Source organism: Mesorhizobium amorphae, assembly GCF_014843845.1.
In the GTDB taxonomy this organism is placed as follows: Bacteria; Pseudomonadota; Alphaproteobacteria; order Rhizobiales; family Rhizobiaceae; genus Mesorhizobium; species Mesorhizobium amorphae_A.
This window is the reverse complement of record NZ_JHQS01000056.1, coordinates 75,018-90,384: the sequence shown is the minus strand read 5'-3', so window position 1 is coordinate 90,384 and position 15,367 is coordinate 75,018. Positions and strand designations below refer to the sequence as shown.

The 15,367-nt window shown below is 63.9% G+C and carries 18 protein-coding genes; 8 read left to right on the top strand and 10 right to left on the bottom strand.

Going from position 1 to position 15,367, the window contains the following annotated elements; all coding sequences use genetic code 11:
* Window positions 1-4 precede the first annotated feature (4 nt).
* A complete protein-coding gene (locus DH08_RS22840; RefSeq protein ID WP_246800964.1) occupies window positions 5-1,483 on the bottom strand; it encodes a tlde1 domain-containing protein in 1,479 nt (492 codons plus the stop codon).
* On the opposite strand from DH08_RS22840, the gene DH08_RS22835 reads away from it, so the two are divergent.
* Both DH08_RS22835 and DH08_RS22830 read left to right on the top strand, forming a co-directional pair.
* Window positions 1,482-2,084, top strand: coding sequence for a hypothetical protein (locus tag DH08_RS22835; protein ID WP_192181646.1), 603 nt, complete (start codon window positions 1,482-1,484; stop codon window positions 2,082-2,084). The two genes, DH08_RS22840 and DH08_RS22835, sit on opposite strands and share 2 nt — an antisense overlap.
* A 45-nt stretch (window positions 2,085-2,129) precedes the next feature.
* A complete protein-coding gene (locus DH08_RS22830; RefSeq protein ID WP_006201500.1) occupies window positions 2,130-2,276 on the top strand; it encodes a hypothetical protein in 147 nt (48 codons plus the stop codon).
* 17 nt (window positions 2,277-2,293) lie between these two features.
* Here the strand turns inward: DH08_RS22830 and DH08_RS22825 are convergent, their stop codons facing one another.
* Entirely contained in the window at window positions 2,294-2,473 is a 180-nt protein-coding gene (locus DH08_RS22825; RefSeq protein WP_192181645.1) for a hypothetical protein, read from the bottom strand.
* A complete protein-coding gene (locus tag DH08_RS22820) occupies window positions 2,470-2,673 on the bottom strand; it encodes a DUF3606 domain-containing protein (protein WP_192181431.1) in 204 nt (67 codons plus the stop codon). Before DH08_RS22820 ends, DH08_RS22825 begins: the two co-directional genes overlap by 4 nt.
* Window positions 2,674-2,807: 134 nt before the next feature.
* On the opposite strand from DH08_RS22820, the gene DH08_RS22815 reads away from it, so the two are divergent.
* Window positions 2,808-3,257 (top strand): hypothetical protein, encoded by a 450-nt coding sequence (locus DH08_RS22815; RefSeq protein ID WP_192181430.1) that lies wholly within the window; start codon window positions 2,808-2,810, stop codon window positions 3,255-3,257.
* Between the two features lie 74 nt (window positions 3,258-3,331).
* Window positions 3,332-3,883, top strand: coding sequence for a dihydrofolate reductase family protein (locus tag DH08_RS22810; RefSeq protein ID WP_192181429.1), 552 nt, complete (start codon window positions 3,332-3,334; stop codon window positions 3,881-3,883).
* Between the two features lie 21 nt (window positions 3,884-3,904).
* Here the strand turns inward: DH08_RS22810 and DH08_RS22805 are convergent, their stop codons facing one another.
* The 5 genes from DH08_RS22805 to DH08_RS22785 form a co-directional block, all read right to left on the bottom strand.
* A complete protein-coding gene (locus DH08_RS22805) occupies window positions 3,905-4,801 on the bottom strand; it encodes a dihydrodipicolinate synthase family protein (protein WP_192181428.1) in 897 nt (298 codons plus the stop codon).
* A gap of 130 nt (window positions 4,802-4,931) precedes the next feature.
* Entirely contained in the window at window positions 4,932-7,001 is a 2,070-nt protein-coding gene (locus DH08_RS22800; RefSeq protein ID WP_210328840.1) for an ABC transporter ATP-binding protein, read from the bottom strand.
* Entirely contained in the window at window positions 6,998-7,903 is a 906-nt protein-coding gene (gene opp4C / locus DH08_RS22795) for an oligopeptide ABC transporter permease (RefSeq protein WP_192181427.1), read from the bottom strand. Before opp4C ends, DH08_RS22800 begins: the two co-directional genes overlap by 4 nt.
* The gene (locus tag DH08_RS22790) at window positions 7,896-8,852 is read right to left on the bottom strand and encodes an ABC transporter permease subunit (RefSeq protein ID WP_192181426.1); all 957 of its coding nucleotides are present in this window, start codon (window positions 8,850-8,852) and stop codon (window positions 7,896-7,898) included. The genes opp4C and DH08_RS22790 overlap by 8 nt, the downstream gene beginning before the upstream one ends.
* Window positions 8,853-8,946: 94 nt before the next feature.
* The gene (locus DH08_RS22785; protein ID WP_192181425.1) at window positions 8,947-10,545 is read right to left on the bottom strand and encodes an ABC transporter substrate-binding protein; all 1,599 of its coding nucleotides are present in this window, start codon (window positions 10,543-10,545) and stop codon (window positions 8,947-8,949) included.
* A gap of 185 nt (window positions 10,546-10,730) precedes the next feature.
* On the opposite strand from DH08_RS22785, the gene nanR reads away from it, so the two are divergent.
* Together nanR and DH08_RS22775 are read left to right on the top strand one after the other, a co-directional pair.
* Window positions 10,731-11,441 (top strand): transcriptional regulator NanR, encoded by a 711-nt coding sequence (nanR, locus tag DH08_RS22780; RefSeq protein ID WP_192181424.1) that lies wholly within the window; start codon window positions 10,731-10,733, stop codon window positions 11,439-11,441.
* A gap of 234 nt (window positions 11,442-11,675) precedes the next feature.
* Window positions 11,676-12,383 carry an SOS response-associated peptidase gene (locus DH08_RS22775; protein WP_192181423.1) on the top strand — a complete coding sequence of 236 codons (708 nt, stop codon included), beginning with the start codon at window positions 11,676-11,678 and terminating at the stop codon, window positions 12,381-12,383.
* A 74-nt stretch (window positions 12,384-12,457) separates the two neighbouring features.
* On the opposite strand, the gene DH08_RS22770 is transcribed toward DH08_RS22775, so the two are convergent.
* Window positions 12,458-13,273, bottom strand: a complete 816-nt coding sequence (locus tag DH08_RS22770; RefSeq protein ID WP_192181422.1) for an oxidoreductase — start codon at window positions 13,271-13,273, stop codon at window positions 12,458-12,460.
* A gap of 124 nt (window positions 13,274-13,397) precedes the next feature.
* On the opposite strand from DH08_RS22770, the gene DH08_RS22765 reads away from it, so the two are divergent.
* Both DH08_RS22765 and DH08_RS22760 read left to right on the top strand, forming a co-directional pair.
* Window positions 13,398-13,961 carry a TetR/AcrR family transcriptional regulator gene (locus DH08_RS22765; protein ID WP_192181421.1) on the top strand — a complete coding sequence of 188 codons (564 nt, stop codon included), beginning with the start codon at window positions 13,398-13,400 and terminating at the stop codon, window positions 13,959-13,961.
* An 82-nt stretch (window positions 13,962-14,043) separates the two neighbouring features.
* Entirely contained in the window at window positions 14,044-14,916 is an 873-nt protein-coding gene (locus tag DH08_RS22760; RefSeq protein WP_192181420.1) for an MBL fold metallo-hydrolase, read from the top strand.
* An 84-nt stretch (window positions 14,917-15,000) separates the two neighbouring features.
* On the opposite strand, the gene DH08_RS22755 is transcribed toward DH08_RS22760, so the two are convergent.
* Window positions 15,001-15,321 carry a hypothetical protein gene (locus DH08_RS22755; RefSeq protein ID WP_192181419.1) on the bottom strand — a complete coding sequence of 107 codons (321 nt, stop codon included), beginning with the start codon at window positions 15,319-15,321 and terminating at the stop codon, window positions 15,001-15,003.
* Window positions 15,322-15,367: the final 46 nt, after the last annotated feature.

Genomic DNA, 15,367 nt, shown 5'->3' with positions numbered 1-15,367 from the left:
CCGGCTAGCCCTGGCGGCCTTCCTGGGCGACCTGCGTCAAGGGCTTGGACATGCGCGGCACCACGACGAGGCGCTTGATCTTGCCCTTCTTGAAGGCAGCGAGGAAGCGGCCATAGTCCTTGAAGGCCACGCAGCCGCTGGATTGGGCTGGGGCGTTGCGCAGCAGATAGGTATGGGCGAGCAGGCCGTTGCGGTTATATTTGTTCCTGCCGCTGGTCGGCGTCAGCCGGATGGCCTCGACGCCGTGGAAGCGCGATTCGCGCATCGACAGATTGTAGGTGTCGGGCGGCGTCGGGCCGGAATTCTTGCGGTTGGAGAAGCGCGGTTGGTCGACCATGGCGCCCTTCCCCGAATGCGCCTCGAGCTTCGAGCCATCGGGCATGTAGACCGTCGCCGCCGAGATGTCGTAGACGGCAACGCCATCGCCCATGCTGGGCCGGCTGGTGAACAAATTGCCGAACACGCCGCCTGCGCCGCGCTCGGGCATGTCAGGCTTGGCATAGGCCAGCATTTCGCCGTCCTGAGCCTTCGACCGCTTGGCTGGCTTGGCCGGCTTGCCCTGGCTGGCTTGCACGACCTGGTTGGCTTGCACGCCCGGCAGGACCCCGTGCTCGGCGCTGCGTGGCGACAGGGCCGGCGCGCGCGGTGCCTCGGCCGTCGGCACATCCGCGGCCTTGGCCGACTGGGTCTTGGTGGGCTTTGCAGCCTGCGCCTTTGGGACTTGAGCCTTTGGCGCCTCGGTCTCTGTCTTGGAGGCACGGGCCCTGGGGGACTCGATCTTGGGAGATTGGGCCGGTTGGTCGATCTCCGCCTGCGGCCGGCCAGTCGGCAACGGAATTGCGTCCGGCATCTCGTCCTGTGGCGGCAGCGAGGCTACCTGAACCTCGGCCTGCTGCGTGTCAGGCGCCGCCAGCGCAACGGACGGCGGCGGCGACAACATATCGGCGGCCTCCGGCATGGCATTGGCCAGCGCAAGGGCCAGGCGCGACGAGCGTTCGATCTCCGCCACTTGCGGCCCGAAGCGCACCGATGCCGGGCCGTTTTGGTCGGGCAGGCGAACAACGGGCTCGGCAAAGCGGGCATCGGATGGCAGGCTCGCCAGCATGAGGGGCCCGTTTTGCGCGCGGGCAAAGGCGGCAGCGAGCTTTTGCGGCGACAGTTTTGCCCTCGCCACCACGCCGTCGAAGCGGTCGCCGGGCAAAGTGGCAAGCGCTGCGACATCCGCTGTCTTCGGTGCGATACTGTCCGGCTTTGCCGCCGGCTGCAGCCGCGCCATCTTGCCGTCATGGGCGAAGCTGGAAGCCGCGCGCAGGCAGCCGGCATCGCACTGGCCGAGCAGGGAAGCTGGCCGGCCGTTGGCGGGTGCCCAGGCGAGCGTCCGGCGCGGATCGGCAAACGCAATGGTTCTGGGCGCAAGCAGGCTTTGCGGCAGTCCGCTGGAAGCGGCGGTGAGCGAGGTGCCGACGGAATCGAGGCCGGCCATGGTCGCCACCGACCAAAGAGCGATCACCGCGCCGACGGCGGGAACCGCGACCCAGCGCAGGCCGGGCTTCTTCGAAGTCAATCCACGATCAGGATTGTCACCCCGGTCTTTCAAACGCACAAACGCCATACAACCACTCTCAATCGGCGTGCCGGCTTATGGGCCTGGCATCCGTCTCGATTACAGTTCGCCTGGTGCCCCCTGCACCTTCCTGCGTCTGTTGCCGATTGAATCAAAAGATGGACAAAGTTGGTTAACCAATCCCTCCATCGGTCGCCGATTGCACGGCGGTCGATACGAAAAAAGAGCCCTCCACAGTCTTCGCTATGGTAAAAATGCTCTCCCTCGCCTGCCTTGCTGCCCGTTTTTGCTGATCAAGTCAAGAAACCCCGGCACGAGCGGCCGCGCGGAACAGCCATTTGGATCGATCATATTAGATTTCACTAATGAAATATTGGGTGTGGTGCCCTTGCCGGCGCGTTTTGGTGCGCGCGGCCACGAGTGGTTTGCGCGACCATACGCGGTGTCCGGCGAAGGCCTGGCGGCAGGACAAACGACCAACCAGCCACTCGTTTGCCAAATGCTGTTTGCCAAAAATTAAGCTATTGAGGACAAGCTAATATGCTTGATCGTCGACCACGAGCCAATGACCAAGAATCTCAACAACGCCAAGCCCAACAGTCCAGCCAACGAGACAAGGCCGTCGCCCCTCGGCAAGGTAGCGCCGGCGCTGTTCCCGCTGGCGGTGGTGGCACTCGGCTACATGGTCGGCAAGCAGTTCTTCGGCTTCTGAACAGAGGCGTCGAAGGCTCAGCCTTCAGCCTTGAAATTCCTCGCCTCCTTGTCGACCTTTTCGCTGTCCTTGCCGTGCTCGCGCATCAAATCCCTGGCTTGCTTGGGCGAGACATCGGTGGTCTCGGCCAGGCGCATGGCCTTCCGCTCCACGCTTTCGGTCATTGACTTGCGTACGGATTTGCGGTTGGCCGTCACGGTTTTTCACTTTCCTGCTGCTTCAGCTCCCTTGCCGCCTGTTCCAATGCAGCGCGATCGTTACCGATGCGGTCGACCAGCGCCTGCGCCTGGTCACCGGTGATGCCGGTTCGCAGCGCCAGCGCCTCGACGTCCAGCACGTTGTCCGGGTCGATGGCCTGATCGTCTCGCGGAATGTTGTCCTTGCCGAACTTGTTCATAACGCACCTCCCTGCTTACGGAACAACGGCAGGGGCGACCGACAGGTTCCCTTCTCCGGCAGTTCCGCCAGCCGCCTCGTCTCCTTCCCTAGCCTGCCTGCCGCGCTAGCTGTCTCCTCGAAAGGAGGATCGGCATGGCGATCTATGGTCTGAGGGTGGTGAGCTTCATCTTCGCGGCGCTGGCCTTCGTGCCGGCCGGCGCGCATGTCTTTGCGATGTTCAACAAGCTTGGGCTCGACGGCACCAGCTACCTTGCCGCCCAGCGCGCCTATGACGGCTGGAGCCTGTTCGGCATCGTCGTGCTGGGAGCGCTTCTGTCGACCGCGGCACTTGCGGTTCTGCTTTACCGCTCGGGCGGCGCCTTCGGCCTCGTCGCCCTCGCCTTCATCGCCATCGGCGCCACGCAGTTCGCTTTCTGGACGTTCACCTTCCCGGTCAACCGGGCGACCAGCAACTGGACCATGCTGCCCGACAATTGGGAGGTGCTGCGGCGGCAGTGGGAATATTCGCATGCGGCCGCCGCCTGCCTCAATGCGCTGGCGCTGCTTTTGCTGTTCCTTTCGGCGCTGCGCCGCGTCGGGTGACTTTTATCCGTCACGTGAAAACCGATTGCAAAATGCAATCTGTTTTATATCCTTGGTGAAACAAGGAGACCCCGATGGGAAGGATCATCTATTCCATGCTGATGTCGCTGGACGGCTACATTGCCGGGCCGGACGGAAACATCGACTTGCCGGTGCCCGAAGAAGAATTGCACCAGCATTTCAATGACGAGATGAGACAGACCTCGGTCATGCTCTGCGGACGACGGTTGTATGAGGCGATGCGCTTCTGGGACAGCCCGGACCGAGAGACCGGCGCCGAAGTCGAGCGGGATTTTGCCCGTGCCTGGCGGGAAACGCCGAAGATCGTGTTTTCGACGACGCTGCGGGACGTTGGCCCGAACGCCCGGCTGGCGAGCGGTGACACCGAGACCGTGGCCAGGAATCTCAAGGCGGAGACGGATGGTGAGATCGGCGTCGGCGGCGCCGAACTGGCCGCGCATCTGGCACGATCGAGCCTCATCGACGAGTATCGGCTCTATATGCAACCGGTCGTGCTCGGCGGCGGCAAGCCGTACTTTCACGCCGGCCTGTCGCTTACGCTGACGCCGCTTGGCACGGAAAGCCTTTCCCAAGGCGTGACGCTGCTGCGTTACGCACCAGCCTGAGCTTCAACGGCGTCGCTTGCCTCAGGCCAGCCATTCCCGGATCGCCGGGCGGGCCAGGACCTCGCGCATGCGGGCTTCTGCGTCGCTGACGCCCGGTGCCATCGGCGCCCGCGTGGGGCCGCAGTCGACACCGATGACGCGGAAGGCCGCCTTCATGCCGGGCAGCACGCTGGTTTCCATCAGCGCCTCGACGAAGTCCTGCGACACCATCTGCAGGGTGCGGGCACGGGCAAGGTCGCCGGCGCGCACCGCCTGGTCCACCGCCACATAGAGCCGCCCGAGCAGATTGTACGTGGTGCCGATGCCGCCCTCGGTGCCGAGCATTCCGGCGGCGGCATAGATCTCGTCAAAGCCGTAATAGAACAGTTTTTGCGGCTGTCGCTTACGCAGCAGCGAATATTTGAACAGGTCGGTGGAGGTATATTTGATGCCGACGACATTGGCGATATCGAGCAGCCGCACCAGAAGCGCCAGCGGCAGCGGCCGGCCGGTGCGCAAGGGGATCTCGTAGACGATCAGCGGCAGGCCGGTGGCACCGGCCAAGGCCTGGTAATAGCCAAACACTTCCTCGTCGGAGAACGGGTAGGAATGCGGCGGCAGCGCCGACAGCGCGTGGTAGCCCAGCTTCTCGGCCTGCCGCGCCAGGCGAACGGAATCACGCAGATTGGGCATGCCGACATGGGCGATCAGCGTTGTGCCACTTGGCTTGGCGTTCTCGGCGACCAGTTCCTGCTGCGCCAGCAGTTCGTCGACCGTCAGCAGGCCGGACTCGCCGCTGCTGCCGCCGACATAGAGGCCGGCCAGCCCCTGGCGCAGCACATAGTCGTTGATGTTGCGCTGGCGCTGCGGATCGAACTCGCCCGCGTCGCTGAGGCCGGTCATCAAGGCGGCATACATGCCCGCCAATTCTCTCGTCATTGTTGGACCCTCGGTGCTTTCAGGATTTTCTCAGGGACATCGGAGCCTGATCTGTTGATTCCGGTTACGGCTCTATCGTCTTGTTTCGGCATGACCTTTTCGGCAACCAGCTTCGCTCTGAAGGCATCGCTTACACCTCCCCGGCATGGTGGCAGGTGACGAGGTGTTGCCCTGAGGCGGATGAGCCGAAGTCGCGCGGCTCGGGTGCCACCTTGGCGCAGATCTCGGTCGCCTTCGGGCAGCGCGGATGGAAATGGCAGCCGGATGGCGGCTTCGACGGATCGGGCACGCCGCCGCCGAGCACGATGCGCCGGCGCGTGCCGCCGGCCTTCGGATCGGGCACCGGGATCGCCGACAAGAGCGCCCGCGTATAGGGGTGCAGCGGCGTGCCGAATACCGCCGCAGTCGAGCCAGTCTCGACGATGCGGCCGAGATACATCACCGCGACGCGGTCGCTGAGATAGCGGATCATCGACAGATCGTGGCCGATGAACAAATAGGTCAGGCCAAGCCGCGTCTTCAGATCGTCGAGCAAATTGACGATCTGCGCCTGGATGGAGACGTCGAGCGCCGAGATCGGTTCGTCGGCGATGATGAATTTAGGGCTTCCGGCGAGCGCGCGGGCGATGCCGACGCGCTGGCGCTGGCCGCCGGAGAGCTCGAACGGGTAGCGGTCGCGTAGCGCTTCGCGCAAACCGACCAACGCCAGCAGGTCGCTAACGCGCGCCTCGCGCGACGTGCGCGTTCCGATCTTCTGGGCGCGCAAGCCCTCACCGATGATCCGGCCGACGGTCATGCGCGGATTGAGCGAAGCGAAGGGATTCTGGAACACCATCTGCATGTCGCGCCGGCGCTCTTTCAGCCGCTCGGCCGTCGCCTCGGCATAGTCCTTTCCCTCGAACAGGATCTCACCTTCGCTCGGCCGTTCGAGGCCAAGCACGGCGCGGCCGGTCGTCGACTTGCCGCAGCCGCTTTCGCCGACCAGTGCCAGCGTCTCGCCGCGCAGCACCTCGAAGCTGACGCCGTCGACGGCGCGCACCGCGCCGACCTGGCGCCTCAGTACGCCGCGGCGGATCGGGAAATGCACCTTCAGGCCAGAGACGGTGAGCAGCGGCTCATTTGGCGCGGCGCCGGATGCCCTTGCGGTCGCCATGACTGCTTCCGGCGTGCGCGGCAAGCCTTGCAGCTCGCGCCAGCGCCAACAGGCAGCGGCATGGCCCGATACGACCGGCTCCAGCACGGGCTTTGCCTCGCGGCAGCGAGCGACGGCATGGTCGCAGCGCGGCGCGAAGGCGCAGAAGGTCGGCGGTAGCGTAACGTTGGGCGGCGCGCCCTTGATCGGCACCAGCCTGGTGTTTGCCGCCGTCAGCGACGGGATCGAGTTGAGCAGGCCGATCGTGTAGGGATGGGTGGGCGCTGCAAACAGCCGCTCCACCGGTGCGGTCTCGACGAGACTGCCGGCATACATCACCGCCACGCGCTCGACGAAGCCGGCGACGAGGCTGAGGTCATGGCTGATCCAGATGATCGCCATGCCGAGTTCTTTCTGCAGGCGGGCGACGAGTTCGACGATCTGCGCCTGGATGGTGACGTCGAGCGCCGTCGTCGGCTCGTCGGCGATCAGGATCGAGGGCTTGCAGACCAGCGCCATGGCAATGCCGATGCGCTGCAATTGCCCGCCAGAGAACTGGTGTGGGAAGGCCTGCATGCGCTGCGCCGCATTGGCGATGCCGACGAGGTCCAGCATGTCGAGCGCCTGACGCTCGGCTTCTCTTTCGCTGAGTCCCTGGTGCTCGCGTAGCGCTTCGGTCAGTTGCAGGCCGATGGTCAGCACCGGGTTCAGCGACGACATCGGATCCTGGAAGATCATGGCGATGTCGCGGCCGCAGATCTGGCGCAGCTCGCTGTCCGGCATGGCGAGCAGGTCGCGGCCGCGAAACAGTGCGCGGCCTGATGTCACCCGGCCTGGCGGCTTGCGGATCAGGCCCATCAGCGTCTGCATGGTGACCGACTTGCCGGAGCCGCTCTCGCCGACGATGGCCAGCGACTCGCCCTCGGCGAGCTGGAAGGAGACGTCGTTGACCGCATAGACCGCGCGGCCCTCGGGGCCGAAGGCGACGCTCAGCCCTTGCACGTCGAGCAAGGGCCGCTGCCCGGCCGCTTCCACCTTGTCACGCGCAAGCGTATCGGCGTGCATCATTTGCCGCCTCCGCCGATGATGTGCTGCGGATCGAGCGCATCGCGCAGGCCGTCGCCGACGAAGTTGATGCTGAGCACGGCAATGGCGATCATGGCGCCGGGCGGGATCCACATCCAGGGCTGGCTCTCCAGGATCGACAAAGTGCGGGCGTCGCGCAGCATGTTGCCCCAGCTGGCGGCCGGTGCCTGCGCGCCGAGACCGAGGAAGGAGAGCGAGGCTTCGAGCAGGATGACGGTCGCCACGTCGAGCGTGATCGCCACCAGGATCGGGCTCAGCACATTGGGCAATATGTGCTCGAGGATGATGACCGAGGGCGAGGTGCCGAGCGAGCGAGCGGCGAGGATGAATTCCTGGTTGCGCAGCGAGAGAATCTCGCCGCGCGTCAGCCGGGCGATGGAGGGCCAGCTGAGCAGGCCGATGACCAGCATGGTGTTGAGGATGCTGGGGCCGACCACGGCAACGAAGGCGATGATGATGACCAGGCGCGGAAAGGTCAGCACCATGTCGATCAGGCCCATCAGGAAGAGGTCGACCTTGCCGCCGAAATAGCCGGCGACGGCGCCGACGAAGATGCCTATGGCAGCCGAGATCGCCACGGCGATAAAGCCCACCGACAGCGAGATGCGGCCGCCATAAAGGATGCGGGCGAAGATGTCGCGCCCGGTGCCGTCTGTGCCAAGCCAATGGACGCCGCCCGGCGGCTGGTTACGACCCCTGAGGTCGATGTCGTTCGGCCCGTAATGGGCGATCAGCGGCGCGAAAATGCAGGCGAGCACGATGATGGTGAGCACCACCAGCCCGACCGTTGCCAGCCGGTGGTGCAGGAAGCGGCGCGCCGCCTCGCCCCACAGGCCACGCGAGGCGCCTGCGGTAATGCCGGTATCGAGGGCGGCCTCAGTCATAGCTCACCCTCGGGTCGAGCACGCTGTAGGCGAGATCTGTCGCAAGGTTGGCCAGCATGACAATGATGGCGGTGATCAGCACGTAGCCCATGATCACCGGACTGTCGCGGTTGACCACCGCGTCGATGAACATCAGGCCGATGCCCGGCCACTGGAAGATGGTCTCGATGACCACCGAGCCGCCGAACAAAGTCGGCAACGCCAGGCCAAAGACGGTGACCAGCGGGATCAGCGCGTTGCGCAGGCCGTGGCGCAGCACGATGGTGCTGGGCTTGAGCCCCTTGGCCCTGGCGGTGCGCATATAGCTCTGGTTCAGCACTTCGAGCATGCCGGCGCGCGCATAGCGCATGAAGATCGCGGCGCGGAACAGAGCAAGTGCTGCCGCCGGCAGGATCAGGTGCCTGAGATTGTCGGCCAGCGAAAAGCTGTCGCCCGCGGTCGAGATGCCCGATGAGGGCAGCCAGCGCAATTCCAGCGCAAAGACATAGACCAAGAGCAGGCCCATGAAGAAGTCCGGGATCGAGACGCCGACGAAGCCGCCGAGCGTCAGCGAATAGTCCGTCAGCCTGTATTGCCTGAGCGCGGAGATGACGCCCAGCGTGGTTCCGATGACGAAGGCGGCCAGCAGCGCCACGCCCATCAGCTCCAGCGTCATCGGCAGCCGTTCGCCGATGATCGCGGCGACGCTGCGGCCATTGACGAAGGAGCGGCCGAGATTGCCGTGCAGGATCTGGCCGATCCAGTTGAGGTATTGGATGTAGAGCGGCTGGTCGAGGCCGAGCTCGCCGCGCCGCATGGCGATCAGCTCCTCGCTCGACGGCGCCTCGGCGGTGATCATCGCCAGCACCGCATCGCCCGGCATGGCGTGGGCGATGGCGAAGACGATGATCGTGACCCCGAACAGCACCGGCACGCCGAGCAGGAGCTTGCGCAAGAGATAGCTGAGCACCGGCCTCTCCTATGCCAAGCGCGAGTGTTGAAAGCGGGGAATCATGGGGCTCCGCTGGGCCGGAGCCCCATGGCAGTCGAGCATGCTCGGCGGCCTACTTGGCCACTTCCCACTTCTCGACTTCGTTGTAGACGGCGTGGTTGAAGATCACGAGCGGCTGTTCCTTGAAGTGCTGGGCGAGGCCGACGATGCGGTTGTTGAAGGCGAGCGGACGCACCTCGTTCCACAGCCAGGCCTTGGGCAATTCCTTGTTGAGGATGCGCGAGGCTTCCTGGTACGCCTCGGCGCGCACCTCACGATCCGCCGACTCCAGCCCCTTGTTGAACAGCTCGTCGAGCTTCGGGTTGCAGTAGCCGAAGCCCAGCGGCTTGGCGCCGCAGACGACCAGCGGCGAGCCGAGCGAGGGATCGAGCCCCATGCCGTTGGCGAAGAAGCCCATCTGGAAAGTGCCGTCGGCATAGACCTGGTTGATGGCCGCCGGATCGAGCAGGCGCGGCTGGACGTTGACGCCGACGGCGGCCAGATAGCTCTGGATGGCGGTGACGGTGTCGACATTCATCTGGTCGGAATAATAGTAGATGAAATCGACCGGCTGGCTGCCGTCCCAGCCCGCTTCGGCAAGCAGTTGCTTGGCCCTGTCGGGATTGTAGTCATAGGGCTCGAGGTCCTTGGCGCGCGCCCAGTCCTGCGGGAACAGCGTGTTCGACAATTCGCCGGCGCCCTGCTTGACCGTCTCGATGATCGCCTTGCGGTCGATGGCGTAGAGCATCGCCTGGCGCACCCTGACATCGGCGAAGCGCTTGTCGGCCAGGTTGAACTGCAGATAGGTCGGCAGGCCGGCGGAGAATTTCGGCAGCACCGTCAGATAGTCGAGCTTCTGCAGCCGGGCGAGTTCGGAGATCGGCACGCCGCCGCCCTCATAGGACATGGCGTCGACTTCCTTCGTCTCCAGTGCGGCGATGATCGGCGGCACGTCCTTGTAGATCTGGTAGATGATGCGGTCGAGCTTGGGCGCGCCGAGGAAATAGTCGGGATTGCGGTCGACCTCGACATACTGGTCGCTCTCGTATTTCTTCCAGATGAACGGGCCGGTGCCGACGCGGTTGACCCAGAAGGTGTTGCCCTTGATGTCCTGCGGCGCGACCTTGCCCAGAATGTGTTCGGGAAAGATGCTGATGGCGATAAGCTGCAACTGGACCCAGAGCGGCTTGGCGCTGTCGAGTTCGACCTGGACGGTCATGTCGTCAAGTGCTTTCACCCCTGCAAGCGAGGAGGCGGAGCCATCCTGAAACGCCTTGTATCCGGCCACCGCGCCAAGCTTCTGCGACCAGGGCGAGCCAACCTTGGGGTTGGCGTAGAGGTTGAGGCTGAACACCACGTCCTTGGCGGTGAAGGCCGTGCCGTCATGCCATTTGACGCCATGGCGCAGGTTGAAGATGTAGGTCTTACCGCCGTCCGGCGTCTTCCAGCTTTCGGCCAGCATCGGCTGCACGTCGTCGCCGGTCCACTTGATGTGGACGAGGCCCTGCAGCACCGTCTCGTCGAGCCTATGGCCGCAGGTGGTGTGCAGCGTGCCCATCTCGATGCAGCCGGTGCGCATGGCCGAACGGAACGTGCCGCCATCCGCCTTGGCGGCACCGGCGGCAAACATCATGGCCAGCGCCGGCACAAGGCTCATCAACAGTCGTCTCATGGAATTCTCCTCCCGTTGTTTTCCGGCGGCCGAAATTGGGGGCCATGCCCCCTGCTCCGGGCCTGCTCCCGCGCCAGGCCTCGCCTGTCGCGCCGGCCGCCGCGCCATCAGCCAGCGGCGCTCCAACCCTTCGGTCACGCAAGTCCTCACTTGCGTGACTGGTATAATAGCTTAAAAGGTAGACCATGCACAATATGCCGGTACGAAAAAAATTGTCGGACGAGGTTCGCCTGCGCCTTGAGGAGATGATCCGCGACGAGGTCTATCCGGTCGGCGCCTCGCTGCCGTCCGAGCGCGAACTGATGACGATGTTCGATGTCGGCCGCCCCTCGGTGCGCGAGGCGCTGTTCGCGCTGGAGAAGATGGGGCTGGTGCGCATCAACAGCGGCGAGAAACCCAAGGTGACGCGGCCGACGCCGCGCAGCATGCTGGAGCAGCTGACCGGAACGGCGCATCTGTTGATGGACCAGCCCGACGGCATCGGCCATTTCGAGCAGTTGCGCCTGTTCCTCGAAGTTTCCATCGCGCGCCATGCCGCCGAGGTGGCGACATCCGCGCAGATCGCGGCACTTGCGGCGGCCCTTGCCGAGAACGAGCGTGCCATCCCCCGCGCCCGCGCCTTCGCCGTCACCGACGTCGCCTTTCACCGCGTGCTGACCGAGGTCCCCGGCAATCCGATCTTCCTCGCCGCGCATGAGGCGCTGGTCGAATGGCTGATCAACCAGCGCATCCACATGGCCAACACAGAGGTCGAGAACCGCCGGAGTTTCGCCGGCCACCAGGCGGTGTTCGAGGCGATCGAGCGTCACGACCCGGAAGCGGCGGGACGAGCAATGCGCGAGCATCTGGAAAACGCCCGGCGCAAGTTCAATGCCGGCGCGTCGAAACAGGACTAGTGGTGCATTGGTCCTAGGCTACCAGGGCCGTTGGTCGATATTGCCCTTACATTAGCTTCAGCGCATGTTCATATCAGCCGGCGAGGTCGCAGAAGCCGGTCAGGCCCGGCGGCCAACCCATACATCCCCCCCGGCAGCCGGGCCACCGACCTCGCCCGTGCGGATCTCTGAAAGTGCGCCGGCCCGACCCACGCCCCCGTTGCGGAGCCGGGCCAATTCCGCAATTCTGCTCATATGTGCAACCTCTACAACATTACCACCAGCCAGGAAGCCATCCGCCAGTGGACCCGCGCACTGCGCGACATCGCCGGCAACCTCGAGCCCTCGGTCGACATCTATCCCAACCAGTTCGCGCCGGTGGTGCGCAACGCGGCCGACGGAGCGCGCGAGCTTGCCAATCTGCGCTGGGGCATGCCGACGCCGCCGGAGCGCATGCGCGGCAATGCCGATTCCGGCACGACCAACATCCGCAACCCGCAATATGGCCACTGGCAGCCCTTTCTCGGCGTCGAGAACCGCTGCGTCGTGCCGGTGACCAGCTTTGCCGAACCGAGCCCCACGCCCGGTCAAAAAGATCCGGAGACAGGTGTGCAGAAGAACTACTGGTTCGCGCTCGGCGAAGAGCGCCCGCTGTTCTTCTTCGCTGGCCTGTGGACGCACTGGCAGGGCGTGCGCAAGGTCAAGGAGGGACCCGGCGAGCACGAGCTCTACGGCTTCCTGACCACCAAGCCGAATGCGCTGATCGCGCCGATCCACGAGAAGGCGATGCCGGTCATCCTGACCTCGCCGGAGGAGACGGAGACGTGGCTCAGTGCGCCGTGGTCCGAAGCGAGAAAGCTGCAGCGCACGGCGCCTGACGACGCGCTGGTGATCGTCGAGAAGCCGGCCACGCAGATCAAGTTTCCGGCGGGCGACACAGACAGCCAACTGTCGTTGCTCTAAGGGCTAACCCGAGCAGGCTCGCGACCAAAGACCGATCGACAATCGGTGGATCACTCCGGCCCATTTAGCCCGCTTCAAACCGGCAGTTCGTTGAACTTCCGCAGGCTCTTGTCGACCATGGATTCGGGGAGGAAACGGCGCAGGAACCGAACCTGGCCCGCCTGTTTTCCAGCGGTGTACCGCCTGCGCGGTGTTGCATCCGTCGCGGCTTTCACCACCGTACTTGCGACAATGTCGGGGGCATCGCCGGCTTCTATCCACTTCCGCATCAACGCTTCCATACGAGGGCGCACCGAATCATAGACGGGAAGCAGCCGATCAGGTTTCGTGACATTCTCTTCGAACGCCGTGCGGGTAACGCCGGGCTCGACCAGCACCACCCGAATTCCGAAAGTGCGCAGTTCGTGGTCGAGCGACTCGGAGTAGCCTTCGATGGCATGCTTCGTCGAGGCATACAGCGCGTTAAAGGGAGACGGGATCAGACCCAGAATCGAACTCATATTGACGATCCTGCCCTTTCCTTGACGTCGCATGATCGGCAACACCGCGTTCGTCACCCGGAGGACGCCGAAAACGTTCACATCGAACAGCGCGTGAGCCTGGGCGGTCGAGGATTCCTCGGCACCTCCGAGCAAACCGATGCCGGCATTGTTGACGAGCAGGTCAATGCGCCCGGCCCTGGCCAGCACCTCATCGACCAGTCTTGCCACGGAGGCCTCGTCGGTCACATCGCAAGTCAGCATGGTAATGCCGTCGGACCTGTCGGCGACCGCGCGGCGGCTGGTTCCAAAGACGCGAAAGCCGGCAAGCTGCAGAGCTCTGGCCGTTGCCCGTCCGATGCCCGTCGACGCTCCAGTGACGAGCGCGACGCCACGATCGATTTTGGTCATTTTCGTTTTCCTTCTCTCAGAGTGGATTGCCACCAAAAGGATCTAGCTTGTTTCTACCGATTGGATTATGATTGTAATATCAGATTATGATCATAATGCAATGGCAAATCTGAAAGGAGAGACCATGCGCTACGAAAAGGGTCGAAAGGACGCATCGCGCGGCCGGATCATGGAGGTCGCCACTGAGCGTTTTCGGTGTGACGGCATCGCGGCGTCGGGGCTCGCAAAAATCATGAGCGACGCCGGGCTGACGAACGGGGCCTTCTATCCCCACTTTCAATCCAAGGCGGCGCTTGTCCGTCAAACCGTGGCGGCGGCCCTGGAGGATCAATCCGACCAGATACGGGAAGCATTGGCCTCCGGCGGTCTGACAATGGCCATAGACGCATATCTGTCGGCGGCGCACCGAGACAATCCTGGGAAAGGCTGCGCTTCGGCCGCGTTGCTGCCGGAAATCGCGCGCGAGCCAGCCGAAACGCGTCAACTCTATACCGAGCGTTTGCTGACCCTGGTGCGCCAGGTGTCGGCGGATCTACCGCCGCGAACCCCTCATCCGGAGAGCGTTGCGCTCGGCATCTTTGCAACCCTCATTGGCGCTCTTCAACTGGCCCGTGCCGTGGAGGGGACGGAATTGTCGGATCGTATCCTTGCCGCAGGAGCAGATGCGGCGCGGTCGCTGACGCAGTGAGCGCGGCGCGATGTTCTGACGCCAGATGGCCGCAAATGTTATATCTATCGTTCCGTCCCTGGATCGAAGAAGGATCGCACCGATGGATGCCTGGAGAATCGGGGATATTTGGGTAACCAGAATTCTGGAGATGTGCGACCCGCTGCGGACGCCGTCGGAATGGTTCCCCGACTGCACCGACGAAGCACTCGCACCGCATCTCAATTGGCTCACGCCCCGATTGATATCGCCGGCAACCGGCCGGCTTATTCTTCCCATCCAGAGTTTTCTGGTTCGTACCGGACGCCACACCATTCTGGTCGACGGTTGCGTCGGCAACGACAAGACGATCGCAGACTTCCCGCATTGGCATCGCCGCAATGATGGTACCTTTTTGGAGCGGCTGGCGAATGCCGGTGTTGCTCCCGAGCAGATCGACTACGTGCTGTGCACCCATCTTCATGTCGACCATTGCGGCTGGAACACACGATTGGTGGACGGACGTTGGATACCGACATTCCCCAACGCCCGCTACATCATGGCGCGGCGCGAGTACGAGGCTGCACAGGCGGCCTCCGGCGATGCCACACGGACTTATGAGGACAATGTACTGCCAATCGTCGAGGCTGGCCGGGCTGTGCTTGTCGATATGGACCATGAACTCGATGGCGAAGTGTGGCTGGAGCCGACGCCGGGCCACACCATGGGGCACGTAGCCATCGGCCTGAGATCTCGAGGCGTAGGGGCAGTGTTTTCCGGCGATCTCATGCATTGGCCGATGCAGTGCATTTACCCCGACTGGAACTTTCTGTACGACGCGGACCCTGATCAGGCACGTCGGACGCGGTGGGCATTCCTGGAGGCTTGCTCGGACAATGGCCGCATCGTCATGACGTCGCATTTTCCCTTGCCGTCGGTGGGAACAATCTCGCGACGCCACTCATCATTCTGGTTCGATGATTATCAGCCGCGGTAATCGCCGAGGCCCACCACCACGCCAACCCGAGCGGCGCGGGCGATGTGTTGTTGACGAGGGAAACGGGGGCGTTGTCCGCGCTCCTCATTCTTCATCCTTCCACACCACCCGGCGAACCACCCTTATCTCGGCCAGACGCCGCACCCGGATACCGACGCGTTCCCGTGCGGTGAGGTGCCGGGCTTCGGCACGGACGAATTCCTTGTTGCGGCACTGTTCGCAAAGCATGTGACCGTCAATCAGGTCGATGTCGACATCGCCGAACAGCCTGATCAGATCGGACGGCTCATACCAGCGCTTGATGTTGCAGTGACCGCAGCGGATGAGGATGAGATCGCCTCTCTCGTGCGATTTGCCGAGCGTCCAGGCGTTGCCGCGCTTTCGTCTTCCATCCGTATCAGGCATTGCTAAAAATAGGAACTCATTCCTGACAAAGTCAATTCGACCTTGA